The 26063-nt window shown below is 71.0% G+C and carries 25 protein-coding genes; 19 read left to right on the forward strand and 6 right to left on the reverse strand.

Annotated features, from left to right (window positions below; genetic code table 11):
• The first annotated feature begins 90 nt into the window (after positions 1–90).
• Positions 91–1827 carry an AMP-dependent synthetase/ligase gene (locus tag AC07F3_RS35520; RefSeq protein ID WP_479118822.1) on the forward strand — a complete coding sequence of 579 codons (1737 nt, stop codon included), beginning with the start codon at positions 91–93 and terminating at the stop codon, positions 1825–1827.
• 189 nt (positions 1828–2016) lie between these two features.
• On the opposite strand, the gene AC07F3_RS35525 is transcribed toward AC07F3_RS35520, so the two are convergent.
• Positions 2017–2220: a cold-shock protein gene (locus tag AC07F3_RS35525; RefSeq protein ID WP_003967102.1), complete on the reverse strand. Its 204-nt coding sequence runs from the start codon at positions 2218–2220 to the stop codon at positions 2017–2019.
• Positions 2221–2561: 341 nt separating this feature from the next.
• On the opposite strand from AC07F3_RS35525, the gene AC07F3_RS35530 reads away from it, so the two are divergent.
• Positions 2562–3428, forward strand: a complete 867-nt coding sequence (locus AC07F3_RS35530; protein ID WP_479118824.1) for a menaquinone biosynthetic enzyme MqnA/MqnD family protein — start codon at positions 2562–2564, stop codon at positions 3426–3428.
• Between the two features lie 10 nt (positions 3429–3438).
• On the opposite strand, the gene AC07F3_RS35535 is transcribed toward AC07F3_RS35530, so the two are convergent.
• Positions 3439–4485, reverse strand: a complete 1047-nt coding sequence (locus AC07F3_RS35535) for an alpha/beta hydrolase (RefSeq protein WP_479118826.1) — start codon at positions 4483–4485, stop codon at positions 3439–3441.
• 244 nt (positions 4486–4729) lie between these two features.
• Here AC07F3_RS35535 and AC07F3_RS35540 point away from each other — a divergent pair, with 244 nt between their 5' ends.
• The 4 genes from AC07F3_RS35540 to AC07F3_RS35555 all read left to right on the forward strand — a co-directional run bounded on the left by AC07F3_RS35540 (position 4730) and on the right by AC07F3_RS35555 (position 9175).
• A complete protein-coding gene (locus AC07F3_RS35540; protein WP_479118884.1) occupies positions 4730–6469 on the forward strand; it encodes a serine/threonine-protein kinase in 1740 nt (579 codons plus the stop codon).
• Positions 6466–7182, forward strand: a complete 717-nt coding sequence (locus tag AC07F3_RS35545) for a prepilin peptidase (RefSeq protein WP_479118828.1) — start codon at positions 6466–6468, stop codon at positions 7180–7182. Before AC07F3_RS35540 ends, AC07F3_RS35545 begins: the two co-directional genes overlap by 4 nt.
• A 143-nt stretch (positions 7183–7325) precedes the next feature.
• Positions 7326–8525, forward strand: coding sequence for a cyclic dehypoxanthinyl futalosine synthase (gene mqnC / locus AC07F3_RS35550; RefSeq protein ID WP_114040335.1), 1200 nt, complete (start codon positions 7326–7328; stop codon positions 8523–8525).
• A gap of 14 nt (positions 8526–8539) precedes the next feature.
• On the forward strand, positions 8540–9175 hold the full coding sequence (locus AC07F3_RS35555; RefSeq protein ID WP_479118830.1) for an amidohydrolase family protein: 636 nt from the start codon (positions 8540–8542) through the stop codon (positions 9173–9175).
• A 4-nt stretch (positions 9176–9179) separates the two neighbouring features.
• Here the strand turns inward: AC07F3_RS35555 and AC07F3_RS35560 are convergent, their stop codons facing one another.
• On the reverse strand, positions 9180–10184 hold the full coding sequence (locus tag AC07F3_RS35560) for a chitinase (RefSeq protein ID WP_479118831.1): 1005 nt from the start codon (positions 10182–10184) through the stop codon (positions 9180–9182).
• Positions 10185–10308: 124 nt separating this feature from the next.
• Here AC07F3_RS35560 and AC07F3_RS35565 point away from each other — a divergent pair, with 124 nt between their 5' ends.
• The gene (locus AC07F3_RS35565; RefSeq protein ID WP_479118832.1) at positions 10309–11001 is read left to right on the forward strand and encodes a demethylmenaquinone methyltransferase; all 693 of its coding nucleotides are present in this window, start codon (positions 10309–10311) and stop codon (positions 10999–11001) included.
• Between the two features lie 39 nt (positions 11002–11040).
• Here the strand turns inward: AC07F3_RS35565 and AC07F3_RS35570 are convergent, their stop codons facing one another.
• Positions 11041–11577 (reverse strand): GNAT family N-acetyltransferase, encoded by a 537-nt coding sequence (locus tag AC07F3_RS35570; protein WP_479118834.1) that lies wholly within the window; start codon positions 11575–11577, stop codon positions 11041–11043.
• 101 nt (positions 11578–11678) lie between these two features.
• On the opposite strand from AC07F3_RS35570, the gene AC07F3_RS35575 reads away from it, so the two are divergent.
• On the forward strand, positions 11679–12962 hold the full coding sequence (locus AC07F3_RS35575; RefSeq protein ID WP_114040340.1) for a geranylgeranyl reductase family protein: 1284 nt from the start codon (positions 11679–11681) through the stop codon (positions 12960–12962).
• Between the two features lie 13 nt (positions 12963–12975).
• Here the strand turns inward: AC07F3_RS35575 and AC07F3_RS35580 are convergent, their stop codons facing one another.
• Together AC07F3_RS35580 and AC07F3_RS35585 are read right to left on the reverse strand one after the other, a co-directional pair.
• Positions 12976–13518: a hypothetical protein gene (locus tag AC07F3_RS35580; protein WP_479118836.1), complete on the reverse strand. Its 543-nt coding sequence runs from the start codon at positions 13516–13518 to the stop codon at positions 12976–12978.
• A 146-nt stretch (positions 13519–13664) separates the two neighbouring features.
• Positions 13665–14489, reverse strand: a complete 825-nt coding sequence (locus AC07F3_RS35585; protein ID WP_479118838.1) for a C40 family peptidase — start codon at positions 14487–14489, stop codon at positions 13665–13667.
• Positions 14490–15211: 722 nt separating this feature from the next.
• Between AC07F3_RS35585 and AC07F3_RS35590 the strand changes: the two genes are divergently transcribed.
• Genes AC07F3_RS35590 through nuoK form a run of 11 tightly spaced genes read left to right on the forward strand, consistent with a single transcriptional unit; the run spans position 15212 to position 26063 of the window.
• On the forward strand, positions 15212–15571 hold the full coding sequence (locus AC07F3_RS35590; protein ID WP_003992243.1) for an NADH-quinone oxidoreductase subunit A: 360 nt from the start codon (positions 15212–15214) through the stop codon (positions 15569–15571).
• A 17-nt stretch (positions 15572–15588) separates the two neighbouring features.
• On the forward strand, positions 15589–16143 hold the full coding sequence (locus AC07F3_RS35595; protein WP_479118840.1) for a NuoB/complex I 20 kDa subunit family protein: 555 nt from the start codon (positions 15589–15591) through the stop codon (positions 16141–16143).
• Complete coding sequence (locus AC07F3_RS35600) at positions 16140–16856, forward strand: NADH-quinone oxidoreductase subunit C (protein WP_479118842.1); 717 nt, start codon at positions 16140–16142, stop codon at positions 16854–16856. Before AC07F3_RS35595 ends, AC07F3_RS35600 begins: the two co-directional genes overlap by 4 nt.
• On the forward strand, positions 16856–18205 hold the full coding sequence (locus tag AC07F3_RS35605) for an NADH-quinone oxidoreductase subunit D (protein ID WP_479118843.1): 1350 nt from the start codon (positions 16856–16858) through the stop codon (positions 18203–18205). The genes AC07F3_RS35600 and AC07F3_RS35605 overlap by 1 nt, the downstream gene beginning before the upstream one ends.
• Positions 18206–18222: 17 nt before the next feature.
• Entirely contained in the window at positions 18223–19035 is an 813-nt protein-coding gene (gene nuoE, locus AC07F3_RS35610) for an NADH-quinone oxidoreductase subunit NuoE (RefSeq protein WP_479118886.1), read from the forward strand.
• Positions 19035–20396 (forward strand): NADH-quinone oxidoreductase subunit NuoF, encoded by a 1362-nt coding sequence (gene nuoF, locus AC07F3_RS35615; RefSeq protein ID WP_479118844.1) that lies wholly within the window; start codon positions 19035–19037, stop codon positions 20394–20396. The genes nuoE and nuoF overlap by 1 nt, the downstream gene beginning before the upstream one ends.
• Entirely contained in the window at positions 20393–22921 is a 2529-nt protein-coding gene (locus tag AC07F3_RS35620) for an NADH-quinone oxidoreductase subunit G (protein ID WP_479118845.1), read from the forward strand. The genes nuoF and AC07F3_RS35620 overlap by 4 nt, the downstream gene beginning before the upstream one ends.
• The gene (gene nuoH, locus AC07F3_RS35625; protein ID WP_388982486.1) at positions 22918–24270 is read left to right on the forward strand and encodes an NADH-quinone oxidoreductase subunit NuoH; all 1353 of its coding nucleotides are present in this window, start codon (positions 22918–22920) and stop codon (positions 24268–24270) included. Before AC07F3_RS35620 ends, nuoH begins: the two co-directional genes overlap by 4 nt.
• The gene (nuoI, locus tag AC07F3_RS35630) at positions 24263–24952 is read left to right on the forward strand and encodes an NADH-quinone oxidoreductase subunit NuoI (RefSeq protein WP_479118847.1); all 690 of its coding nucleotides are present in this window, start codon (positions 24263–24265) and stop codon (positions 24950–24952) included. Before nuoH ends, nuoI begins: the two co-directional genes overlap by 8 nt.
• Positions 24949–25767 (forward strand): NADH-quinone oxidoreductase subunit J, encoded by an 819-nt coding sequence (locus AC07F3_RS35635; protein ID WP_479118849.1) that lies wholly within the window; start codon positions 24949–24951, stop codon positions 25765–25767. Before nuoI ends, AC07F3_RS35635 begins: the two co-directional genes overlap by 4 nt.
• Positions 25764–26063, forward strand: a complete 300-nt coding sequence (gene nuoK, locus AC07F3_RS35640) for an NADH-quinone oxidoreductase subunit NuoK (protein ID WP_114040351.1) — start codon at positions 25764–25766, stop codon at positions 26061–26063. The genes AC07F3_RS35635 and nuoK overlap by 4 nt, the downstream gene beginning before the upstream one ends.

A 26063-nucleotide genomic window follows, 5' to 3' on the forward strand; every position in this document is an offset into this window, starting at 1 on the left:
AACGACGGTAGCGGGGTTGAGCGTTGAGGTCAGCCGGGGTGACGTTTCCCGTCATCCCGCCTGGCCCGACGTCGTACCTACCGTCGGGTCATGACCCCCCAGAGCCCGCACCAGCGCCCCCGTCCCGAGACGCTCGCCGTGTTCGCCGAATGGGCCGCCGGACGCCACCCGGACCAGCCGGCCCTCAGGTTCCGCGATGCGGGCGGGGGCTGGGTCTCGGTCACCTACGCCGAACTGCGCGAGACCGTGCGCCGCACCGCGCGCGGCCTGCTCTCGCTCGGCATCGAGACGGGCGACCGGGTGGCGATCCTCGCGGAGACCCGGCCCGAGTGGACGTACGCGCACCTCGCCTGCCTGACGGTGGGCGCGGTGGTGGTGCCGGTGTATCCGACGGCGGGTGACGAGGAGGCCACCTGGGTCCTCGCCGACTCCGCCGCGAAGGCGGTCGTCTGCGAGGGGCCCGGGGAGGCGGCCCGGGTGGAGGGGCTGCGCGGGAAGCTGCCCGCGCTCGCTCACGTACTCCTGATGACCGGAGCGCCCCAGGGGAGCGCGGTGCCGCTCGCTGCTCTGGCGGCCGAGGCCGTGCCGCCCGCGGACCTGGCGGCCCGGTCCGCGTCCGTGCGGCCGCAGGACGACGCCGAGCTCGTCTACACCTCCGGGACCACCGGCCTGCCCAAGGGGTGCCGCCTCACGCACGGGAACATGGGCGCCGTCCAGGACGCGACGCTGCACCTCATCGAGGGCGGGCCCGGCGACCGCACGTACCTCTACCTGCCGCTCGCGCACCTGCTCGCCCAGCTGATCCAGTTCTCCACCCTCCTGTACGGCGGCGAGCTCTGCTATTTCGGCGGCCGGATCGAGGACGTGGTCGGCGAGCTCGCCGAGGCGCAGCCGACCCATCTGCCGTCCGTGCCCAGGCTGTTCGAGAAGGTCTACTCGGTGGTGCGCTCGCTCGCCGAGGCGAAGGAGGGCGGCGGGGAGCGGTTCGACGCGGCGGTCGCGGTCGGCGTGCTCGCGGCGGACGGGGCGCTTCCGCCCGAACGGCGGGCCGAGTACGAGGCCGCGGACGAGTCGCTCTTCAGCCTGGTCAGAGCGGCCTTCGGCGGCCGCCTCCGCTGGGCCCTGACCGGCGGAGCCCCGATCGACACGGCGGTCCTGGACTTCCTGCGGGCCTGCGGGATCCAGGTCTTCGAGGGGTACGGGATGACCGAGTCGGCGGGCGTGATCTCGCTCAACCACCCCGGGGCGGTGCGGTACGGCACGGTGGGGCTGCCGGTCTCGGGGTGCGAGGTGAGGATCGCGCCCGACGGGGAGGTGCTGGCCCGGGGGCCGATGGTCTTCCCCGGCTACCACGCGAACGAACGGGGTACCGCGGACGCCTTGGACGCGGACGGCTGGCTGCACACGGGGGATCTCGGGGCACTGGACGCGGACGGCTACCTGACGATCACCGGCCGCAAGAAGGACCTGATCATCACCTCCGCCGGGAAGAACCTGACCCCCTCGCACGTGGAGCTGGCCATCGAGCGGTCCCGGATCGTCTCGCACGCGGTGCTGGCGGGCGACCGGCGGCCGTACCCGGTCGCGCTGATCACGGTGGACGCGGGGGAGGCGGCGGGGCTGAGCGAGGCGGAGGTCCACGCGCTGGTCCAGGAGGCGGTCACGGCGGCCAACGCGCAGGTTTCCCGTCCGGCGAGGGTCCGGGGGTTCGCGGTTCTCCCGCGGGAGCTCTCGGTGGAGCGCGGCGAGCTGACCCCGACCCTCAAGGTGCGGCGGGGGGTGGTGCTGGAGCGGTACGCGGCGGAGGTGGATCGCCTGTACGCCTGAGCCCCACCGGGCGGACGGCTCTGGGCGGTGCCCAGCCCCCGAGGGTGGAGTGTTCGGCTGCGGACCGCTGCTTGCTGCCGCAGTTCCCCGCGCCCCTGTAGGGCGCCCGGGGCAAAAGGCAGGAGCCCCGGTCCGTGAGGACGGGGCTCCTTGGGTACTGCTAAGTCAGCGATCGCCAACCCGGGCAAGTTAGGCCGGGGTGACGTTCTCCGCCTGCGGGCCCTTCGGGCCCTGGGTGACGTCGAAGTTCACGACCTGGTTCTCCTCCAGGGAGCGGAAACCAGACGCGTTGATCGCGGAGTAGTGGACGAAGACATCCGGGCCGCCGCCGTCCTGGGCGATGAAGCCGAAGCCCTTTTCAGCGTTGAACCACTTCACGGTTCCGGTAGCCATAAGCCCTCCTTGGGCCAAAGGGTTGCCCTGCTCCAGAACCTGCAAACAAGTCTGAAAACTACAAAAGCCTGCGGGTTACATGCTCCGCAGGCTCTGTACTGCAAGGGAAACCAAACTGCAACTTGCGCTGAGCGTAGCACGCAGCTCAGGTGCTGCGGTAGAGGGAAAGATCACTCCCCCCGGACGTTTGACCGGCGGCTGAGCAGGTGATCAAGAGGCCCCTCGGGGTGCTCCGAGAGGCGCCCCTGGACGCACCCCGCGAGGCTCCGCGCAGACACCCCTGGACGCCCCCGGCAGGGCCCGGCGCCGTCCACGGAGCGGGACGGGTCTAGCCTCGCCATGTGGACAATTCAACCAGCCCCCAGCACCAAGGCGGCCGGCCGCGCGTCGGTCACATCCAGTTCCTCAACTGCCTGCCCCTGTACTGGGGCCTGGCCCGGACGGGAACGCTGCTCGACCTGGAGCTGACCAAGGACAGCCCGGAGAAGCTCAGCGAGCAGCTGGTGGACGGCGACCTGGACATCGCACCGATCACCCTCGTGGAGTTCCTGCGCAACGCCGACGACCTGGTCGCCTTCCCCGACATCGCGGTGGGCTGCGACGGACCCGTCATGTCCTGCGTGATCGTCTCCCAGCGTCCCCTGGAGGACCTGGACCGGGCCCGGGTCGCGCTCGGCTCCACCTCGCGGACCTCCGTACGCCTGGCGCAGCTGCTGCTCGCCGAGCGGTACCGGGTGACCCCGGACTACTACACGTGCCCGCCCGACCTCGGCCTGATGATGCGCGAGGCGGACGCCGCCGTGCTGATCGGGGACGCCGCGCTGCGGGCCTCGCTGCACGACGCCCCGCGGCTCGGGCTCCAGGTCCACGACCTGGGCGCGATGTGGAAGGAGTGGACGGGGCTCCCGTTCGTCTTCGCCGTGTGGGCCGCCCGCAAGGACTACCTGGCCCGCGAGCCCGAGGTCGTCCAGCAGGTGCACGAGGCGTTCCTCGCCTCGCGGGACCTGTCCCTTGAGGAGGTCGGCAAGGTCGCCGAGCAGGCCGCCCGCTGGGAGGTCTTCGACGCCGACCTCCTGGAGCGCTACTTCACGACGCTGGACTTCCGCTTCGGGGCCCAACAGCTCGAAGGGGTGCGGGAGTTCGCCCGGCGGACCGGGCCGACCACCGGCTTCCCCGCGGACGTGAACGTGGAGCTGCTCGCCCCGTAGGGCCCGCGGTTCAGGAGGAGGGGACCGGGGCGAGCATCTGCTTGCTGATCCACTCCATGGTCCCCTCGCCCATGCCCTTCACATAGGTGTGGGCGTTGTGGGTGCCGCCCTCGATCAGCTGGAGACGGGTCTTGACCGGGCCCTTGCCGTACGTGTCGATGAACTTCCGCACGCTCGGCACGACGGTGCCCTCCTTGGTGCCCACCTGGAAGGCGAGGGCGACCTCGGGTCCCTTCTGGTCGATGAGGTCCTGGGCCAGCTTCTCCGGGTTGTTCGCCTGCTTCTCGGCCTCGTGGCCGGCCCACAGCGGGGAGTCCGGCACGATGTCCGGCCCCGAGGCGATCGCGGCCTTGAACAGGTCGGGCCGCTTGAGCACCGACTTCAGGCCGACGAAGCCGCCGGACGAGGAGCCCATGAAGGCCCAGCCGTCGCGGGACTTGAACGTACGGAAGTTGGCCCTCACCAGGTCCGGCACGTCCTCGGTCATCCAGGTGCCCATCTTCGGCTGGCCGGGGATGTCACTGCCGTCGTAGTAGTGCTTGGCGTCCGGGTTGAGGACCGGCATGGCGACGATGAACGGCAGGCTCTTGCCGGTCTTCGACCACTCGCTGATGCTGCTCTGGAGTTTGAGGTCGGTGCCCATCCAGTAGTTCTTGGGGTAACCGTTTCCTCCCGGCAGCGCGATGAGCACCGGGAAGCCGCTGTCCTTGTACTTCTCGTCGAAGTACTGCTTCGGCGCCCACACCCACACCTTGCCGGTGAACCCGGACTTGGCGCCCTTGAGCGTGGTCACGCCGATCTTGGTGCCGTCACCGAGGCTGCTCTGCGTGGTGAACTCGGCCTTCGGGCCGGTGGGCAGCAGCGTCTGCGCCGCCGCGCCGTTCTTCGCGGAGGCGTCGTCGTCCTTCTTCCCGCCCTGCGGCGAGGCGTTGGCCGGCGGGCTGCTCGGACCCGAGTCGAAGCTCACCGGCTTGCCCTCGTCGGAACAGCCGCCGACCAGCACGACCGCGCCGATGACGGCGGCTGCTATCAGAGCGGCGGGGCGGCGACGGTTCATTTCGGGGCTCCGTGATCGTGGGGTCCGGCGGCGGGCTCGGGCGGATCCCGCGGGGCGCCTCGGGCGGTGATTCGGGTGATTACGCACGAACCACGCCAGTCAAGAGGGCGGAACCCGCCATTCGGTTCGCTCGTACAGGCATCGGATCGGTCTCGGTCGAGGTGATCCCGGGCACGTACGGCTCTACGCTGCTCTCGGACCGGCTTGACCAGGTGGGCGTTGGGGGAGCACCGCGATGCAGTCGTTGCAGCCGTTGGAAGCGGGCGAACCACGGACCATCGGTGCCTACCGGCTGCTGGGCCGGCTCGGGGCTGGCGGTATGGGCCGGGTCTACCTGGGCCGCAGTGCGGGCGGCCGCACGGTCGCCGTCAAGGTGGTGCACCCGCACTTCGCCCTCGACGAACAGTTCCGGGCGCGCTTCCGGCACGAGGTCGAGGCGGCCCGGCGGGTGGGCGGCGACTGGACCGCTCCGGTGCTCGACGCGGACCCGGAGGCGCCGGTTCCGTGGGTGGCCACCGGCTATGTCGCGGGACCCTCGCTGACCCAGGCCGTCGCCGACCGCGGCCCGCTTCCCGACCACTCGGTACGCGTCCTCGGCGCGGGCCTCGCGGAGGCGCTGGCCGCCGTGCACGCGCTGGGCCTGGTCCACCGCGACGTGAAGCCGTCGAACGTGCTGCTCACCCTCGACGGCCCCCGCCTCATCGACTTCGGCATCGCCCGCGCCACCGACGGAACCGCCTCGCTCACCGCGACCGGCGTCTCCATCGGGTCGCCCGGCTACATGTCGCCCGAGCAGATCCTCGGCCGGGGCGTCACCGGCGCCGCCGACGTGTTCTCGCTCGGCGCGGTCCTCGCCTACGCGGCGACCGGCGAGCCGCCCTTCCCCGGCGACTCGTCGGCCGCCCTCCTCTACAAGGTGGTCCACGAGTCGCCCGAGCTGGGCACGGCCCTCACCGGCGCCCTGCGCGAGGTGGTCGCGGACTGCCTCGCCAAGGACCCGGCGGACCGTCCGGCCCCCGCCTCCCTCGCGGCCCGGCTCGCCCCGGCCGGGGCGGCGGCGCTGGTGCGCGGCGGCTGGCTGCCCGGCCCGCTCGTGGAGGAGGTCAGCCGGTCTGCGGTGCGCCTGCTCGACCTGGAGCCCGAGCAGGCGGTGAGCGGCTCGGGCCCGATCCCGTTCAGCAGCCCGGCGATCGGCGGCAGCCGGGCGGACGGCGCGAGCCCCGCCGCGGGTGCGTTCGGCCCGCCGGACGCCTCGTACGGCAGGGACCTCCCCGGCCCCCGCACACCCCCGCCGCCCACCGCCCCGCCGCACCCCGCCGACCGGGGCCCGCACGTCGCCCTCTCCGTCTCGACCGCCGCCGAACCGGGCGAACGCGGCCGCAGCCGCAGGGTCAGCTGCACGGTGGCCCTCGCCGTGGCGGGCGCGCTCGCCGCCGTCACGGTGGGTGCGGCCTTCCTCTTCGACCTGCTGCCGGGCGGCGGCGCGAGCCACAGCGGCGCCAAGCCGCCCGCCGCCAGCTCGTCGACCGGCTCGGCCCACTCGCCCGAGCCGGGGGCGGGCGAGCCGACCGGGGACGGGACGCCGTCACCGTCGCCCTCCGGGTCCCAACTGGCCGCTCTTCCCCAGGAGTTCATCGGCACCTGGCAGGGGCCGACCACGGAACGGAGCACCGGGCAGCCGCACGGCACGCTCACCGCCGCCTTCACGGCGGGCAGCACGGGCAGTGACGTGGTCCGTACGACCTCGACGATCGACCTGCTCGGCACGAAGGTGGAGTGCCACGGCCTGGGCAAGCTGCTCTCGGCCACCGCGAGCGAGGTGCGCATCGAGGAGCGCACCGACCCGGCGAACCCCGGCACCGCGGGCCTGTGCACCTCCGGCACCGCCGAACTGGTCTTCACCCTCGGCGCCGAGGGCAAGGTCACGTACCAGTCCGAGGAGGCGGCCGCCGGAAAGCCGTCCGGCATCCTGACGAAGCAGTGAACGGGCTCCTCGTCGCCGGTGCCGCGCTCTGGGGCGCGGCCGCCGGCGCCCAGCTGCCCCGTCCGGCGCACCGCCTCAGTGTCGAGCCGGACCAGCCGTGGCGCTCCGCCGACCCCGAGGGGCGGCCCTTCACCGGGCCCGCCCGGGGCTGGCTCGGCGCCGCTCGCGGACACGGCCCCTCCACTTCCGCGGCCGCCCTCCTGACCGCGCTGGTCTGTGCGGCGCTCGCCGCCACCACCGGCGCCCGCCCGGAGCTCGGGGTGTGGCTGCTGCTCGCGCCGGTGGCCGTGCTGCTCGGGCTCGTCGACCGGCGCGTGCACCGGCTGCCCGACGTGCTCACGCTGCCGCTCGCCGTAGCGGCCCCGGTGCTGCTCGGCCTCGCCGCGCTCCTGCCCGGGCACGCGGGTTCCTGGACCGGCGCGCTGGTCGGTGAACTCGCCCTGGGCGGCGGCTACTTGGTCCTTGTCCTCATCAACCCGGCGGGCATGGGCCTCGGCGACGCCAAGCTCGCCCTCGGACTCGGCGCCGCTCTCGGCTGGTACGGCCCGCCGGTCCTCCTCGCGGGCGCCCTGCTCGGGCTCGGGCTCGGCGCGCTCTACGGGCTCGGGCTGCTCGTGCTGCGCGGGACGGGCCGCGCCACCGCCATCCCGTTCGGGCCCTTCCTGCTGGCCGGAGCGTTCGGCGGGCTGCTCGTCGGCGGGCTCGGCGGGTGAGGCGCCCGGCGGCCCCCGCTCAGCGGGGCAGGGCCGCTGGCGTACGCTGGATCGGTCCGCCCACCCGTCTCCCACCACCACCCCGAACGCAGCGCTCCGCGCCGCACCCCAGACATCCAACCCCTCCGAAAGGGACACCCCCGGTGACTGAGAAGGCCGATCTTCAGTCCGTTCTCGACCGTGCCGCCGAGGGCGGGCGGATCACCCCGGAGGAAGCGCTGGACCTCTACCGGTCCGCGCCGCTGCACGCGCTCGGCGCCGCCGCCGACGCGGTGCGCCGCCGCCGGTACGCCGGTACCGAGCACATCGCGACGTACATCATCGAGCGGAACATCAACTACACGAACGTCTGTGTGACGGCGTGCAAGTTCTGCGCGTTCTACGCCGCGCCCAAGGACACCGCCAAGGGCTGGACCCGCGACCTCGACGACATCCTGCGCCGCTGCGCGGAGACCGTCGAGCTGGGCGGCACCCAGATCATGTTCCAGGGCGGCCACCACCCCGACTTCGGCGTCGAGTACTACGAAGAGCACTTCGCCGCGATCAAGAAGGCCTACCCGCAGCTGGTCATCCACTCCCTCGGCGCGTCCGAGGTCGAGCACATGGCCCGCATCTCCAAGGTGAGCGTGGAAGAGGCGATCAGCCGCATCCACGCCGCCGGACTCGACTCCTTCGCGGGCGCCGGTGCCGAGCTGCTGCCCGAGCGGCCGCGCAAGGCGATCGCCCCGCTCAAGGAGTCCGGCGAGCGCTGGCTGGAGATCATGGAGACCGCGCACGGCCTGGGCGTCGAGTCCACCTCCACCATGCTCATGGGCACGGGCGAGACCAACGCCGAGCGCATCGAGCACCTGCGCATGATCCGCGACGTGCAGGACCGCACGGGCGGCTTCCGCGCGTTCATCCCGTACACGTACCAGCCGGAGAACAACCACCTCAAGGGCCGCACCCAGGCGACGCTCTTCGAGTACCTGCGCATGATCGCCATCGCGCGGCTGTTCTTCGACAACATCGCCCACATCCAGGGCTCCTGGCTCACCACCGGCAAGGAGGTCGGCCAGCTGTCGCTGCACTACGGCGCCGACGACCTCGGCTCGGTCATGCTGGAGGAGAACGTCGTCTCGTCGGCCGGTGCCAAGCACCGCTCCAACCTCATCGAGATGATCGACATGATCCGCAAGGCGGACCGGGTGCCCGCCCAGCGCGCCACCACCTACGAGCACCTCGTCGTGCACGACGACCCGGCGAACGACCCGGTCGACACGCGCGTCCAGTCGCACATCTCCTCGACCGCGATCGAGGGCGGCACCGCCCACCCGGAGCTGAAGCTCCTCGCCTCCAACTGAGGCGTGTTCCCGACGTGCTGACGATCCACGCAGCCGAGCTGGTGCTGCCCGGGGACTCCACCGAGATCCCGGGCGGCGCGGTTCTGGTCGACGGCGACCGGATCGCGGCGATCGGCCCGTACGACGACGTCGTGGCCGCGCACCCCGCCGCCCGCGTCCGCCGCTGGCCCGGGCTGCTCACGCCCGGCCTGGTCAACCGGCACGGCACGGCCCTGCTCGAAGGCACCTACTTCCCGGACGACCCCTTCGAGGCCGACGAGCTCGGCACCGAACCGCTCACCGGCACCGCGCTCGCGGACCTCGCGCCGAGCGAGTCCCGCCGGGGCAACAGTGCGCGGCGCTGCACCCAGAAGCTGCTGGCCCGCGGCGTGGTCGCGGTGGCGGCCCGGCTCACCACCCCCGCGGTGCGAACCGCCGTGCACCGCGCGGGGCTTGAGGTGCTGCCGGGCGGCGCGGACGAGGGTCCGGCCGTGCTCGACCCGCTGGCCGGCGCCGCGCCCGCCGACGCCTTCCGGGCCCCGCTCACGGTGGGCGCCCCGGCCCGGTTCGCGGTGTTCGCGGTGCCGGACGAGGCCGCCCTGCTCGCCCAGGGGGCCGGGACCTGTGTCGCCACCGTCATCGGCGGACGGCTGCTGCACCGCCGCCGCTAGCCCCTCAGCTCCCCGACAGCGCCTTCGCGAACGCGCCCGGAGCCTGATCGACACCGCTGCAACTGGCCTGCGCCACAGCCGGGTTGACGCCGTCGGCGCACTTCTGGTCGCGGTAGGTCACCCACAGGGACACCCGGCCGACGCCCTTGTCCTGGGCGAACCTCCGTACCTTCGCCGCGTCGTCGAGCGTGAACGTCTCGCCCTTGACGTCGTTGACGCCGATCATCGACGTGACCCCGAGCCCCTGCCAGGCCGCCTGGTCGGACAGGCCCAGGGCCCGCTGGACCTGGCCGTGCGCGGCGGTCGCGGCCCGCACCGCGTAGTCGCCCATGTTCCCGCCGAACGACGTGCCGTAGTTCATCGTCATCACGTTGACGGTGGAGACCTTCACCCCGTGGTCCTTGGCCGACTTCAGCAGGGCCACGCCCTCGGGCGTGAGCCCGGTCGGCATCACCGCGAGCGTGAACGTCACCTTGAGGCCCCGCTGCTTCTGGAGCAGGGCTATCGCCTCGGCCCGCCGGGTGAGCGCAGCGGGGTCGGCCAGCGCCGCGCCCTCGATGTCGAAGTCGGCCTCGGCGGCCCCGGCCGCGTCCAGCGCCGAGCCGTAGGCGGCGGCCAGCTCGGCCGGGGTCCCGCAGGTCAGCGCCAGCTCCTTGCCTGCCTGCCCGCCGAAGGACACCCGCACCGCGGCACCCGACTTGCGCAGCGCGGCCGCCCGGTCCTTGACGTCCTGGTCCACGATGGCGGTGTCGTCGTCCCACACCGCCCGGCAGGTGTTGCCGTGGGCGATGGCGAACGCCAGGTTGTAGACGGCCGGGAAGCCCACCGCGTCGGTCGGCGTGGCCGTGGTGGCGCTGACGTAGGGGGAGTACGTGCTGTTCAGGGCCGCGGGAGGGGCGGGCTTGGCCGGGACGTCCGGGACCGCGGCCGGGGTCGCGGAGCACCCCGCGCACATCAGCGCGGCCACGGCGCCGACCCCGGCCGCCGGCACCCTCAGGAAACTCCGCATGTCGTGCGCACCCGCTCTCGTGACTCCGCGCCCCCGTGGCACGGAAGGGAGAATGTACGTGCCCCGGCTGTGCGGGCGAGGGCCGGGCACCCGGGCGCGGGCCGCGTACTGCTTGAATGGAAGCGTGACCCGCGCATCCCTGGACAAGCAGCCGCACGAAGTCGCCTCGATGTTCGACGACGTCGCGGCACACTACGACCTCACCAACGACGTGCTCTCTCTCGGCCAGGCCCGGCTGTGGCGCAAGGAGGTCGCGAAGGCGGTCGACGCGCGGCCCGCGCAGAAGGTGCTCGACCTCGCGGCGGGCACGGCCACCTCCTCGCGGCCCTTCGCCGCGGCGGGCGCGTACACCGTGCCCTGCGACTTCTCGCTCGGGATGCTGCGCGTCGGCAAGGAGCGCCAGCCCCACATGCCGTTCACGGCGGGCGACGCGACGAAGCTGCCGTTCCGCGACGACACCTTCGACGCGGTGACCATCTCCTTCGGGCTGCGCAACGTCCAGGACACGGACGCCGCGCTGCGCGAGATGTACCGGGTCACCAAGCCGGGCGGCCGGGTCGTGATCTGCGAGTTCTCGCAGCCCACGTGGAAGCCGTTCCGGACGGTCTACACCGAGTACCTGATGCGGGCGCTGCCCCCGGTGGCCACGGCCGTCTCCTCCAACCCGGAGGCGTACGTCTACCTCGCCGAGTCGATCCGTGCCTGGCCGGACCAGAGCGCCCTCGCGCGCAGGCTCCAGGAGGCCGGCTGGGCCAAGGTGGCCTGGCGCAACCTCACCGGCGGAGTCGTGGCGCTGCACCGCGGTTTCAAGGCCTGAGCGGAGCGGTGGGGGGGCGCGCCCCCCGCACCCCCGCGCTCAACCCGCCAGTTCCAGGCGGAAACAGAGCGCGTCCACCCCGAGCTTTCGGGACGGATACGTTCTGGACAGCGTCATCCCGAGCCGTTCCGCGACCGCCACCGAGCGGGCGTTGTCCGGATGGATCATCGCCACCACGTGGGGGATCCCCGCGGCGCGCACCCGGTCCAGGGTCGCCCGCGCCGCCGCCGTCGCGTATCCGCGTCCCCAGCGCTCGCGGCCCAGGCGCCAGCCGATCTCGATCTCGCCGACCGGGCCCCAGTCGCCGAGGGGCCACGGCTGGGCACCGGTGAAGCCGATCACCTCGCCGTCCTCGTCCAGCATCGTCCACAGGCAGAAGCCGTGTTCGGCGTCGTGCTTGCGCTGGCGGGCGGTCAGTTCCTCGTAGACGGAGACCTCCGCGGAGGCGCCGCCGTGGAACTCCATCACGTCGGGGTCGTCGAAAACCCGGTGCCAGGCGTACGCGTCCTCCTCGGTGGGCACGCGCAGCCGTACGGCGGGCAGGGACTTCTCCGGCACGGGGGACACAGAGCTCATGGCGTGGGCAACCCTTCGCGATGTCGATCAACAGCCACCCATAGACTGCACATGTCCTGTGCTTCTCGGCACGCAAATTCGAGTCTTCGGGAGATCCCGCTGTGACCGAGCCGCTCTCCGAACACACCGCGGACGTGATCGTCGTCGGCGCCGGCCCGGCCGGTTCGACGACCGCGTACTACCTGGCCAAGGCCGGACTCGACGTGCTGCTCCTGGAGAAGACCGCCTTCCCGCGCGAGAAGGTGTGCGGCGACGGGCTGACCCCGCGCGCCACCAAGCAGCTGGTCTCGATGGGGATCGACATCTCCGAAGAGGCGGGCTGGCTGCGGAACAAGGGCCTGCGGATCATCGGCGGCGGCGTCCGGCTCCAGCTCGACTGGCCCGACCTCGCCTCGTACCCGGACTACGGACTCGTGCGCAAGCGCGACGACTTCGACGAGCAACTGGCCCGGCAGGCGCAGAAGGCCGGGGCGCGGCTGTACGAGCGCTGCAACGTGGGCGCCCCGATCATCGACGAGCGCAACGGCCGCATCACCGGCGTCAACGCCAAGCTCGGCGAGGAGAAGACCCCGGTCACCTTCCACGCCCCGCTCGTGGTCGCCGCCGACGGCAACTCGACGCGGCTCTCGCTCGCCATGGGACTGCACCGCCGCGAGGACCGCCCGATGGGCGTCGCCGTGCGGACGTACTTCACCTCGCCCCGCCACGACGACGACTACCTGGAGTCCTGGCTGGAGTTGTGGGACCGGCGCGGCCCGCAGGACCGGCTGCTCCCGGGCTACGGCTGGATCTTCGGCATGGGCGACGGCACGTCCAACGTCGGCCTGGGCATCCTCAACTCCTCCTCCGCGTTCCGGGAGCTGGACTGGCGCGAGATCCTCAAGGCGTGGTGCGCGTCCATGCCCGAGGACTGGGGCTACACCCCCGAGAACATGACGGGCCCGATCCGCGGCGCCGCCCTGCCCATGGCCTTCAACCGCCAGCCGCACTACACCAAGGGCCTGCTGCTCGTGGGTGACGCGGGCGGTCTGGTCAACCCGTTCAACGGCGAAGGCATCGCCTACGCGATGGAGTCGGGGCAGATCGCGGCGGACGTCATCGTGCAGGCGCACGCCCGCGCGACGCCCTCGCAGCGCGAACTGGCGCTGCACGCCTACCCGAAGATCCTCAAGGACACCTACGGCGGCTACTACACGCTGGGCCGCGCCTTCGTGAAGCTCATCGGCAACCCGAAGGTCATGAAGATCGCCACCCAGCGCGGGCTCACCCACCCGATGCTGATGAAGTTCACGCTGAAGATGCTGGCCAACCTCACCGACCCGACGGGCGGCGACGCGATGGACCGCATCATCAACGGGCTCTCCAAGGTGGCCCCCAAGGCCTGAACCGGGGCCGCCGCTAGCTGCGGCGCTCCACCGTGTCCGTCCAGCGGACGGGGACCTCTCCGGCGAACCGGGACAGACCGGTGCGCAGTTCATCGGCGGGGAGGTCCCCGCCCTGGCGGCGCGCTATGTACTCGTGCCGCTTGCCGCTGTGCAGCGTCACCCACACCGCGCGGTGGTGCTCGTAGCCGCCCGCGGTGCTCTCGTCCCCGTGCTCCCAGATGGCCACGGTGCCGACCTCGATCTCCCGCACCTCGGACCAGGGTGCGTCGAAGCGCATGGCGAGATGTATCCCGGTCGCGTCCGCGCGGATGACCGGTCGCACCGCGCCGTAGACGCACGCGAGGACGAGGAACGTGCCGGCGCCCAGGACGAACAGGGCGAAACCCCATCCGAAGGCGAGCTTGGACCAGTCGACCGGGCCGTGCCAGGGGCGGATGCCGGTGAGCATCCACAGGCCAAACACCACGAACACGATCCCGATGGCGGCGAACATGCCGAGCCCGTCGGCGTAGACCTCGTACGGCTGCGGTTCCGAGTCCCGCACCTGCTCGTCCATGTGCCCACCCCCTGATAGGTGAACTCTGCCCGCCAACGGGCAGAGTTCAACACATTCCGGGCATGCCGAAGGGCCGTGGCTCCCGAGCGGGGGAGCAACGGCCCTTGCAGGCGGTGCGGATGCGGCTCAGAAGGCCGCTGGGCGCCTCAGAGAATGCGGACGGCGCCGGTGGGCTGGTCCCAGTCCATGCTGCGCTCGACGACGCCGGTGGAGGAGTTCTGCGCGCCGACGAACTTGCCGCCGCCCACGTAGATCGCCACGTGGTACGCGGAGCCGGAGCTGCCCCAGTACAGGACGTCGCCCGGCTGGAGGTTGGACAGCGAGACCTGGGTGCCGGTGGCCGACTGGTCCTGCGAGACGCGCGGCAGGTCGACGCCGGCCTGACGGTAGGCGGCCTGCACGAGACCGGAGCAGTCGTACGCGCTGGGGCCGGTGGCGCCGGAGACGTACGCCTTGCCGACCTGGGCCAGCGCGAAGTCCACGATGGCGGCGGCGGAGCCGGTCGCGGTCGAGGACTTGAAGGACGCGCTGCCCGAGGTGGTGCCGGCGGAGGCGCTGAGCGTGGTGCGCTCGGAGGAACGGGAGGCGCGCGCGGCGGCGTCGGCCTTGGCCTTCGCCTCGGCGTCGGCCTTCGCCTTGGCCTCGGCGGCCTTCTGGTCGGCGTCGTCCTTGGCCTTCTTGGCGTCCTTGGCGGCGCTGGACGCGGCGGCGTCCTGGGCGGCCTGGAGCTGGAGGTCGGCGGCGACCGTCTTGGTGGCCTGCGCCGTGGCGGCCGCAGTGGTCGCGAGGTCGCCCGTCAGCGTCGGCATCTCGATGGTCTCGGTGACCGGCTGAGCGGCGATGGCCGGAGCGGCCGCACCTGCCAGCGCGATGGTGCTGAGTACGCCACCGGCAACTCCGGCCCGGAGCGAGACCTTCGAGGCGCTGCGGCGGGGCTTCCGGTGGCTGGGTATGTGAGCGGTGTGGGACATGGGTACAACCGCTATCAGGGGTACAGGGTTCCCTTCAAGAAACGTGTGCTGCGCCACAGTTGATGCCGGAAGAGCCGAATCCGCTTCTTGCCAGCACTTATTGACGCCGTAACGGACAAACCTGGCACGCGCGATCAGGGCTGTGATCATGTGTTTTCCATGAAACGCCCGAATTGCCCGGCGCTTACCATCCCCTCACGTCGATGGCCAAGCCCCGTTGATTCGGCGACCGTTGACGTGTGACGCAGGTCACAGCCTGGAGAGATCCAGTCGGCCGGGGGGTGGAGGCGGCTCTTGTGAAGGTGTGCACGCGTCCACCTTTCGGCGCCGAAGTCGTCCTCGCGGGTGACGAGCGGCCGCTTATCACCCGAGCACCGTCCATCGCCAATTTGCCTGTAGCGCACATCTCTTGATAAAGCCAGACGGTCGGCGACCAGCGGTAACACCATCGAATGTCACGTCTCGTGATCACTCAGGCGCTTCGCGTATGAAGATCACCGCTCATCCGACTTCATGATCCTTCGTCAGGTGGTGGAGATCACAAAGGCGTTGACGTACCCCGTGTCGCAGATCACAGACCGGCGGGCATAGGATGCGGGGCAGTCGGGCTTGTGAACTGCCTCACATGTACGCGATCTTCTCGCAAAAACGGGAGGCGGAGAGGCGTTCGCGAGGCCCGTGTGCGGTCCAACGGTCAAGGACGACTGGAAGGAGCGAGGAGCGTGAATGCCTACGCGCCCATCCTCGTGCTCGGCGCCCTCGGGGCAGGGTTTGCGATCTTTTCCGTGGTCATGGCCACGCTAATCGGTCCAAAAAGGTACAACCGGGCGAAACTTGAGGCGTACGAGTGCGGCATCGAACCCACTCCCACGCCGGCCGGCGGCGGCCGTTTCCCCATCAAGTACTACCTGACGGCGATGCTCTTCATCGTCTTCGACATCGAGATCGTCTTCCTCTACCCCTGGGCCGTCACCTTCGACGCCCTGGGGATTTTCGGGCTCGTGGAGATGCTGCTCTTCGTGCTCACCGTCTTCGTCGCCTACGCGTATGTGTGGCGGCGCGGCGGCCTGGAATGGGACTGAGGGGCTGAGGGGCACCTATGGGACTCGAAGAGAATCTGCCTAGCGGCTTTCTGCTGACCACCGTTGAACAGGCCGCGGGCTGGGTGCGCAAGGCGTCCGTCTTCCCCGCCACCTTCGGCCTCGCCTGCTGTGCCATCGAGATGATGACGACGGGCGCGGGCCGCTACGACCTGGCCCGTTTCGGCATGGAGGTCTTCCGCGGCTCCCCGCGCCAGGCCGACCTGATGATCGTGGCCGGCCGGGTCAGTCAGAAGATGGCGCCGGTGCTGCGGCAGGTCTACGACCAGATGCCCAACCCCAAGTGGGTCATTTCCATGGGGGTTTGCGCCTCGTCGGGCGGAATGTTCAACAATTACGCCATTGTTCAGGGTGTTGACCACATTGTCCCGGTTGATATCTACCTGCCCGGCTGCCCACCCCGGCCCGAGATGCTCCTGGACGCGATCCTCAAGCTCCACCAGAAGATCCAGGGCTCCAAGCTCGGGGTCAACCAGGAGGAAGCGGCCCGCGAGGCGGAGGAGGCGGCCCTCAAGGCGCTCCCCACCATTGAGATGAAGGGGCTGCTGCGGTGAGCTCTCCCGACACTCCGGAACAGAACGGCGTGCCCGCCCAGCGCGACGACACCGGCGAGGTCATCGGCGTGCGCAGGGGCATGTTCGGGGCCGAGGACGGCGGCGACACCAGCGGCTACGGCGGCCTCGTGCGCACCGTCACGCTGCCCGGCGCCACCTCGCGCCCCTACGGCGGCTACTTCGACGAGGTGGCCGACGAACTCGAAGGCGCCCTGGAGGAGCAGGACCTGCTGCCCGAGAACGCCATCGAGAAGACGGTGGTCGACCGCGGCGAGCTGACCTTCCACATCGCGCGCGAGCACCTCGTACGCGTCGCCCGCACCCTGCGCGACGACCCGGCCCTGCGCTTCGAGCTCTGTACGGGCGTGAGCGGCGTCCACTTCCCCGGGGACACGGGGCGCGAGCTGCACGCGGTCTACCACCTGCGGTCGCTGACGCACGGCCGGCTCGTCCGGCTCGAAGTGAGCGCCCCCGACAGCGATCCGCACATCCCCTCGCTCGTCGAGGTCTACCCGACCAACGACTGGCACGAGCGCGAGACGTACGACTTCTTCGGCATCGTCTTCGACGGCCACCCCGCCCTCACCCGGATCATGATGCCGGACGACTGGCAGGGCTTCCCGCAGCGCAAGGACTACCCCCTCGGCGGCATCGCGGTCGAGTACAAGGGCGCCCAGATCCCGGCTCCGGACCAGCGGAGGTCGTACAGCTGATGTCCACATCGAACGGAACGTCGCAGGCCGCGGCCTCGCATGCGTCCGCCCGCGAGACCACCGAGGGGACCGTCTACACGGTCACCGGCGGCGACTGGGACGAGGTCGTCCAGTCCGCGGCGAAGGCCGACGACGAGCGCATCGTCGTCAACATGGGTCCCCAGCACCCCTCCACGCACGGCGTGCTCCGGCTGATCCTGGAGATCGAGGGCGAGACCGTCACCGAGGCCCGCTGCGGAATCGGTTATCTGCACACCGGCATCGAGAAGAACCTCGAATTCCGCACCTGGACGCAGGGCACCACCTTCGTCACGCGCATGGACTACCTGACGCCGTTCTTCAACGAGACGGCGTACTGCCTCGGCGTCGAGAAGCTCCTCGGCATCACCGACCGGATCCCCGACCGGGCCTCGGTCATCCGCGTCCTGCTCATGGAGCTCAACCGGCTCTCCTCGCACCTGGTCTGCATCGCGACCGGCGGCATGGAGCTGGGCGCGACCACGATCATGATCTACGGATTCCGGGATCGTGAACTCATTCTCGACCTCTACGAGTTGATCACCGGCCTGCGGATGAACCACGCGTTCATCCGCCCCGGCGGCCTCGCCCAGGACCTGCCCCCGGGCGCGATGGACCAGCTCCGCGAGTTCGTGAAGACCATGAAGAAGAACCTGCCGGAGTACGACAAGCTCGCCACCGGCAACCCCATCTTCAAGGCCCGCATGCAGGACGTCGGCTACCTCGACCTGACCGGCTGCATGGCGCTCGGCGCCACCGGGCCCATCCTGCGCTCGGCCGGTCTTCCGCACGACCTGCGCAAGACCGACCCGTACTGCGGCTACGAGACCTACGAGTTCGACGTCCCGACCACCGACACCTGCGACTCCTACGGCCGCTTCCTGGTCCGCCTGGAGGAGATGCGCCAGTCGCTCAGGATCGTCGAGCAGTGCCTGGACCGGCTCCAGCCGGGACCGGTCATGGTCGAGGACAAGAAGATCGCCTGGCCCGCGCAGCTCGCGCTCGGCCCGGACGGACTCGGCAACTCCCTCGACCACATCAAGAAGATCATGGGCACCTCGATGGAGTCCCTGATCCACCACTTCAAGCTGGTGACCGAGGGCTTCCGGGTCCCGGCCGGGCAGGCCTACACCGCTGTCGAGTCGCCCAAGGGCGAACTCGGCGTGCACGTCGTCTCCGACGGCGGCACCCGCCCCTACCGGGTCCACTTCCGCGACCCGTCCTTCACCAACCTGCAGGCCATGGCGGCCATGTGCGAGGGCGGCCAGGTCGCCGACGTCATCGTCGCCGTCGCGTCCATCGACCCCGTGATGGGAGGCGTCGACCGGTGACAGACATCCAACTGGGCATGCCTCAACTGCCCGCGCCCGACTATCCGGCCGACGTGCGCGCCCGGCTCGAGGCGGACGGCAGGGAGATCGTCGCCCGCTACCCCGACAGCCGCTCCGCGCTGCTGCCGCTGCTCCACCTCGTCCAGGCGGAGGAGGGCCACGTCACGCGCACCGGCATGGCCTTCTGCGCGGACCTCCTGAAGCTGACGACGGCCGAGGTCACCGCCGTCGCCACCTTCTACTCCATGTACCGCCGCAAGCCGTCCGGCGACTACCAGGTCGGGGTGTGCACCAACACCCTGTGCGCGGTCATGGGCGGCGACGCCATCTTCGACGAGCTGAAGCGGCACCTGGGCGTCGGCAACAACGAGACCACCGACGACGGCAAGGTGACGCTCGAACACATCGAGTGCAACGCCGCCTGCGACTTCGCGCCCGTCGTGATGGTCAACTGGGAGTTCTTCGACAACCAGACCCCCGAGAGCGCCAAGCGCCTCGTCGACGACCTGCGCGCGGGCCGCCAGGTCGAACCCACCCGCGGCGCCCCGCTGTGCACGTACAAGGAGACCGCGCGCATCCTGGCCGGCTTCCCCGACGAGCGCCCCGGCGCCGTCGCCGCGACCGGCGGCGCGGGCCCGGCCTCGCTGGTCGGCCTGCGGTTGGCCAGGGGCGAGACGCCCGGAGCCCGCGTGGTGCACCCGCGCGGCGAGGAACCGCACGACGAACCCCAGCCGGGCGCCCAGCACCTGAGCTCCCACGACGCACCGCAGCAGACCTCGGCGTCCGACCCCGAGCACCCGGCGGGCCCGGTCAACGAGGAGGGGGAGTGATGACCTTGGCAACCGAGATCGAGGGAAACGGGAACGGGAGCAGCCCCGAGAAGCTCCTGGCACCCGTCCTCTCCGCCTTCTGGGACCAGCCCGAATCCTGGACCCTGGAGACCTACCGGCGCCACGACGGCTACGAGGGCCTGCGCAAGGCGCTCGCGATGACGCCGGACGACCTCATCGCGTACGTCAAGGACTCCGGTCTGCGCGGCCGCGGCGGCGCGGGCTTCCCCACCGGGATGAAGTGGCAGTTCATCCCGCAGGGCGACGGCAAGCCGCACTACCTGGTGGTCAACGCCGACGAGTCGGAGCCCGGGACCTGCAAGGACATCCCGCTCCTGTTCGCCAACCCGCACTCCCTCATCGAGGGCATCGTGATCGCCTGCTACGCGATCCGCTCCTCGCACGCCTTCATCTATCTGCGCGGCGAAGTCGTCCCCGTACTGCGGCGGCTGCACGAGGCGGTGCGGGAGGCGTACGCGGCGGGCTTCCTCGGCAAGGACGTCCTGGGCAGCGGTCTGGACCTCGAACTCACCGTGCACGCGGGCGCGGGCGCGTACATCTGCGGCGAGGAGACCGCACTCCTGGACTCGCTCGAAGGCCGGCGCGGCCAGCCCCGGCTGCGCCCCCCCTTCCCCGCGGTCGCCGGTCTGTACGCGTGCCCCACTGTCGTGAACAACGTCGAATCCATCGCCTCGGTTCCCGCGATCCTGCACCGGGGCAAGGACTGGTTCAAATCCATGGGCAGCGAGAAGTCCCCGGGCTTCACGCTGTACTCGCTGAGCGGGCACGTCGCGAGCCCCGGCCAGTACGAGGCGCCGCTCGGCATCACCCTGCGCCAGCTGCTCGACATGAGCGGCGGGATGCGGCCCGGCCACCGGCTCAAGTTCTGGACGCCGGGCGGCTCCTCGACCCCGATGTTCACCGACGAGCACCTCGACGTGCCACTGGACTACGAGGGCGTGGGCGCGGCCGGGTCGATGCTCGGCACCAAGGCGCTCCAGTGCTTCGACGAGACGACCTGCGTGGTGCGGGCGGTCACCCGCTGGACCGAGTTCTACGCCCACGAGTCCTGCGGCAAGTGCACCCCGTGCCGTGAAGGGACGTACTGGCTGGTCCAGTTGCTCCGCGACATCGAGGCCGGCAAGGGCTCGATGGACGACCTCGACAAGCTGAACGACATCGCCGACAACATCAACGGCAAGTCGTTCTGCGCGCTCGGCGACGGCGCCGCCTCGCCGATCTTCTCCTCGCTCAAGTACTTCCGCGCCGAGTACGAGCAGCACATCACGGGCAAGGGCTGCCCCTTCGACCCCGCCAGGTCCACGGCCTGGGCGGACGACAGCACGGAGGTGAACGCATGACTGTGACGACGAGTAGCGCTTCCTCCGGGGGCGGCGAGGCGGCCGTGCCGCCGGAGGATCTCGTCTCGCTGACCATCGACGGCATCGACATCAGCGTCCCCAAGGGCACCCTGGTGATCCGCGCCGCCGAACAGCTCGGCATCGAGATCCCGCGGTTCTGCGACCACCCCCTGCTCGACCCGGCCGGCGCCTGCCGCCAGTGCATCGTCGAGGTCGAGGGCCAGCGCAAGCCGATGGCGTCCTGCACCATCACCTGCACCGACGGCATGGTGGTCAAGTCCCAGCTCTCCTCGCCGGTGGCCGAGAAGGCCCAGCGCGGAGTGATGGAACTCCTCCTGATCAACCACCCGTTGGACTGCCCGGTCTGCGACAAGGGCGGCGAGTGCCCGCTCCAGAACCAGGCGATGCAGGTCGGCGACACGGACTCGCGTTTCGAGGGCCGCAAGCGCACCTACGAGAAGCCGGTGCCGATCTCCACCCAGGTGCTCCTGGACCGCGAGCGCTGTGTGCTGTGCGCCCGCTGCACCCGGTTCTCCAACCAGATCGCCGGCGACCCGATGATCGAGCTGATCGAGCGGGGCGCGCTCCAGCAGGTCGGCACGGGGGAGGGCGACCCCTTCGAGTCGTACTTCTCCGGGAACACCATCCAGATCTGCCCGGTCGGCGCCCTGACCTCGGCGGCGTACCGCTTCCGCTCCCGGCCCTTCGACCTCGTGTCGTCGCCGTCGGTGTGCGAGCACTGCGCGGGCGGCTGCGCGACCCGCACCGACCACCGGCGCGGCAAGGTCATGCGGCGCCTGGCCGCCGAGGACCCGGAGGTCAATGAGGAGTGGCTCTGCGACAAGGGCCGGTTCGCCTTCCGGTACGCGCAGCAGCCGGACCGGCTGACCACGCCGCTGGTACGCGACGCCGGGACGGGTGAGCTCGTACCGGCGAGCTGGCCCGAGGCGCTGGAGGCGGCCGCCGCCGGGCTGTCCGCCGCGCGCGGCCGGGCCGGGGTGCTCGCGGGCGGCCGCCTGACCGTCGAGGACGCCTACGCCTACGCCAAGTTCGCGCGGATCGCCCTCGACACCAACGACGTCGACTTCCGGGCCCGGGTGCACTCGGCCGAGGAGGCGGACTTCCTGGCGGCGCGGGTCGCCGGACGGGGCCGCGACCTCGACGGGCGGGGCGTCACCCACACCTCCCTGGAGAAGGCCCCGGCCGTGCTCCTGGTCGGCTTCGAGTCCGAGGAGGAGGCACCCGGCGTCTTCCTCAGGCTGCGCAAGGCCTGGCGCAAGCACGGCCAGCGCACCTTCTCGCTCGCCACCCACCTGACCCGCGGCCTGGAGAAGGCGGGCGGCACCCTGCTGCCCGCCGCGCCCGGCACCGAGACCGAGTGGCTGGACGCGCTCGCGGGCGGCGTCGGCCTGGACGAGGACGGCGCGCGGGCGGCCGAGGCCCTGCGCGCCCCGGGCGCCGTCCTCGTCGTCGGCGAGCGGCTCGCGGGCGTGCCCGGCGCGCTGACCGCCGCCGTGCGCGCCGCCACGGCGACCGGCGCCGAACTGGTGTGGATCCCGCGCCGGGCCGGCGAGCGCGGCGCGGTGGAGGCGGGCGCGATCCCGTCGCTGCTGCCCGGCGGCCGCCCGGCCACCGACCCGCGCGCCCGCGAGGAGGTCGCCGCGGCCTGGGGCGTACGCGAACTCCCGCACCGCTACGGCCGCGACACCGGCCAGATCGTCGAGGCCGCGGCCAGCGGCGAACTGGGCGCGCTGCTCGTCGCGGGCGTCGACCCGGCGGACCTGCCGGACCCGGCGCGGGCCCGCGAGGCCCTCGCGGAGACGTTCGTGGTCAGCCTGGAGCTGCGGCCCACCGAGGTCACCGCCCACGCGGACGTGGTCCTCCCGGTCGCCGCCGTCGTCGAGAAGTCCGGCACCTTCCTCAACTGGGAAGGCAGGGCGCGCCTGTTCGAGGCGGCGCTGAAGCCGGAGCAGATGACGCGCGCCCTGGCCCCGACCGACGCGCGGGTGCTGCACATGCTGGCCGATGTCCTGGCCCTCGCCGGAGGCGCTGGGGAACACGGTCACTTCGCCCTGCCCGATGTCCGGGCCGTACGCCGTGAGATGACGCGGCTCGGCACCTGGGACGGGCCGCGCGCGAGCGAGCCCCTGGAGTCGGCGCAGTCGCTGCCCCGGCCCGCCGCGGGCGAGGCGGTGCTCGCCGGGCACCGGCTGCTGCTCGACCAGGGCTCGCTCCAGGAGGGCGACGAGGCGCTGGCGGGCACCCGGCACGCCGCCGTGGCCCGGCTCTCCGCGGCGACCGCGGCCGAGTCCGGAGTCAAGGACGGCGACCTGCTCGACGTCGCCGGTCCGGCCGGCCACGTCCAACTCCCGCTCCGGGTGAGCGAGATGCCCGACCGGGTGGTGTGGCTGCCGCTGAACTCCGTCGGCGACGGCGTCACCGCGGACACCGGCGCCGTCCCCGGACAGGTCGTGCGGATCGGCCCGGCCGTTACGCAAGCCCCCTCGGAGGTGGTGGAGGCGTGATCACGCTCGCTGCGGAGGACCTCTCCCTGTTCGGCCGCGACCCCTGGTGGCTCGTCGTCGTCAAGGCGGTCTTCTGCTTCGCCTTCCTGATGGTGACCGTGCTGTTCTCCATCGTGTGGGAGCGCAAGGTCGTCGCCTGGATGCAGCTGCGCATCGGCCCCAACCGGCACGGCCCCTGGGGCATGCTCCAGTCGCTCGCCGACGGCATCAAGCTGATGCTGAAGGAAGACGTCATCGTCAAGCGCGCGGACAAGGTCGTCTACGTGCTGGCCCCGATCATCGCCGCGATCCCGGCGTTCATGGCGATCGCCGTGATCCCGTTCGGGCCCGCCGGCAACGAGGTCTCGATCTTCGGCCACCGCACCACGATGCAGCTCACCGACCTGCCGATCGCCATGCTGTACGTCCTGGCGGTGGCCTCGGTCGGCATCTACGGCATCGTGCTCGCGGGCTGGTCGTCCGGCTCGACGTACCCGCTGCTCGGCGGTCTCCGCTCGTGCGCGCAGATGATCTCGTACGAGATCGCCATGGGCGCGGCGTTCGCCTCGGTGTTCCTCTACTCGGGGTCGATGTCGACCTCGAAGATCGTCGAGGCGCAGGGCGACCGCTGGTACATCGTGCTGCTGCCGGTCTCCTTCATCATCTACATCATCACGATGGTCGGCGAGACCAACCGGGCGCCGTTCGACATGCCGGAGTCCGAGGGCGACCTGGTCGGCGGCTTCAACACCGAGTACTCGTCCATCAAGTTCGCGATGTTCATGCTCGCCGAGTACGTCAACATGGTCACCGTCTCGGCCGTCTCGGTCACCCTCTTCCTCGGCGGCTGGCGGGCCCCCTGGCCCATCAGCACCTTCTGGGCGGGCGCGAACCACGGCTGGTGGCCGATGCTCTGGTTCGTCATCAAGGTCCAGCTGCTGCTCTTCTTCTTCATCTGGCTGCGCGGCACCCTGCCCCGGGTCCGCTACGACCAGCTGATGAAGCTGGGGTGGAAGGTCCTCATCCCGGTCTCGGTGCTCTGGCTGATGCTGGTCGCGACCGTCCGGGCGCTGCGCAACGACGGCTACGACTTCTCGAAGATCGTGCTGTACGTGGGCGGCGCGGTGGTCGCCGTGCTGCTGCTCTCCTTCGTCGCGGACGTCTTCCGCGGCAAGAAGGAGGACGCGCAGGCGCAGACGCCGCCCGCCGCCTTCGACCCGATGGCCGGAGGGTTCCCGGTGCCGCCGCTGCCCGGACAGACCCTTCCGCCCGTACCCCGCCGACGGCCGCGCCACGAGCGCGAGTTGATTGTCAGTGGTGGCGTCGATACTGAGAGTGACCGAGAGGGAAGGGAGGGCGACGGTGTCTGAGTCATCGACCGGGAAGTCGGAGAAGTCCGCGAAGCCCGGGGAGTCGGGGAAGCCCGGAGAGTCGGGGGAGAAGTTCCTCAACCCGGTGGCCGGCTTCGGCGTGACCTTCAAGGCCATGTTCAAGAAGCGGCTGACCGAGCAGTATCCGGAGCAGCAGAAGGTCACCGCGCCGCGCTTCCACGGCCGCCACCAGCTCAACCGGCATCCGGACGGCCTGGAGAAGTGCGTCGGCTGCGAGCTGTGCGCCTGGGCCTGTCCGGCCGACGCCATCTATGTGGAGGGCGCGGACAACACGGACGAGGAGCGCTACTCGCCGGGCGAGCGCTACGGCCGCGTCTACCAGATCAACTACGCCCGCTGCATCCTGTGCGGCCTGTGCATCGAGGCCTGCCCCACCCGGGCGCTGACGATGACCAACGAGTTCGAGCTGGCCGACTCCTCCCGCGAGAACCTGATCTACACCAAGGAGCAGCTGCTCGCCGGGCTCGACGACACCATGGTCGACACCCCGCACGCGATCTACCCGGGCATGGACGAGCAGGACTACTACCGGGGCCTGGTCACCGAGGCCGCGCCCGGCACCGTCCGGCAGGTGGCGCTCAGCAAGGGGGAGCGGCCCCAGGAGGGCGCCTCCACCTTCGGTGAGGACGAGCCCGCGTCCCGGAAGGTGGTGGGCGCATGAGCGCGGTGCTGGCCGCGGCGGCCACCTCGCACACCTCCACGGGCGAGGCCTTCCAGTTCTGGGTGCTCGGCACGGTCGCCGTGATCGGCGCGCTGTGCACCATCCTCATGAAGAAGGCCGTGCACAGCGCGCTGTGCCTGGCCGGGACCATGATCATCCTCGCGGTCTTCTACCTCGCCAACGGGGCGTACTTCCTGGGCGTCGTCCAGATCGTCGTCTACACCGGCGCGATCATGATGCTGTTCCTCTTCGTCGTCATGCTGGTGGGCGTCACGGCCGCCGACTCGCTGAAGGAGACCATCAAGGGCCAGCGCTGGTGGGCCGCGGCCTGCGGGCTCGGCTTCGGGGTGCTCCTCGTCGCGGGCATCGGCAACGCCTCGCTGAAGACCTTCACCGGCCTCGGCCAGGCCAACGCCAACGGCAACGTCGAGGGTCTCGCCACCCTCATCTTCACCAAGTACGTCTTCGCCTTCGAGATCACCGGCGCCCTGCTGATCACCTCGGCGGTCGGCGCGATGGTGCTCACCCACCGGGAGCGCACCGAGCGCGCCAAGACCCAGCGGGAGATGTCCGAGGAGCGCGTACGCGGCAAGCACCTGCCCCCGCTGCCCGCCCCCGGCGTCTACGCCCGGCACAACGCGGTGGACATCGCGGGCCTGCTCCCCGACGGCACCCCCTCGGAGCTCACCGTCAACCAGACGCTCCGCGGCCGCGGCCAGATCCGTGACGTGTCCGACGAGGCGCTCGCCGACCTCAAGGCCCTGGAGCAGCGCTCCGAGGAGCGGCTCGGCCGGGACGAGGAGGCGGTCAAGTGAATCCGGTCAACTACCTCTATCTGTCGGCCCTGTTGTTCACCATCGGCGCCGCCGGAGTGCTCATCAGGCGGAACGCGATCGTGGTCTTCATGTGCGTCGAGCTGATGCTCAACGCCTGCAACCTCGCGTTCGTCTGCTTCTCCCGGCTGCACGGCAATCTCGACGGCCAGATCATCGCGTTCTTCACGATGGTCGTCGCCGCCGCGGAGGTCGTGGTCGGGCTCGCGATCATCGTGTCGCTCTTCCGTTCCCGCCACTCGGCCTCGGTCGACGACGCCAGCCTGATGAAGCTGTAA

This window comes from Streptomyces sp. NPDC045846 (assembly GCF_056431605.1).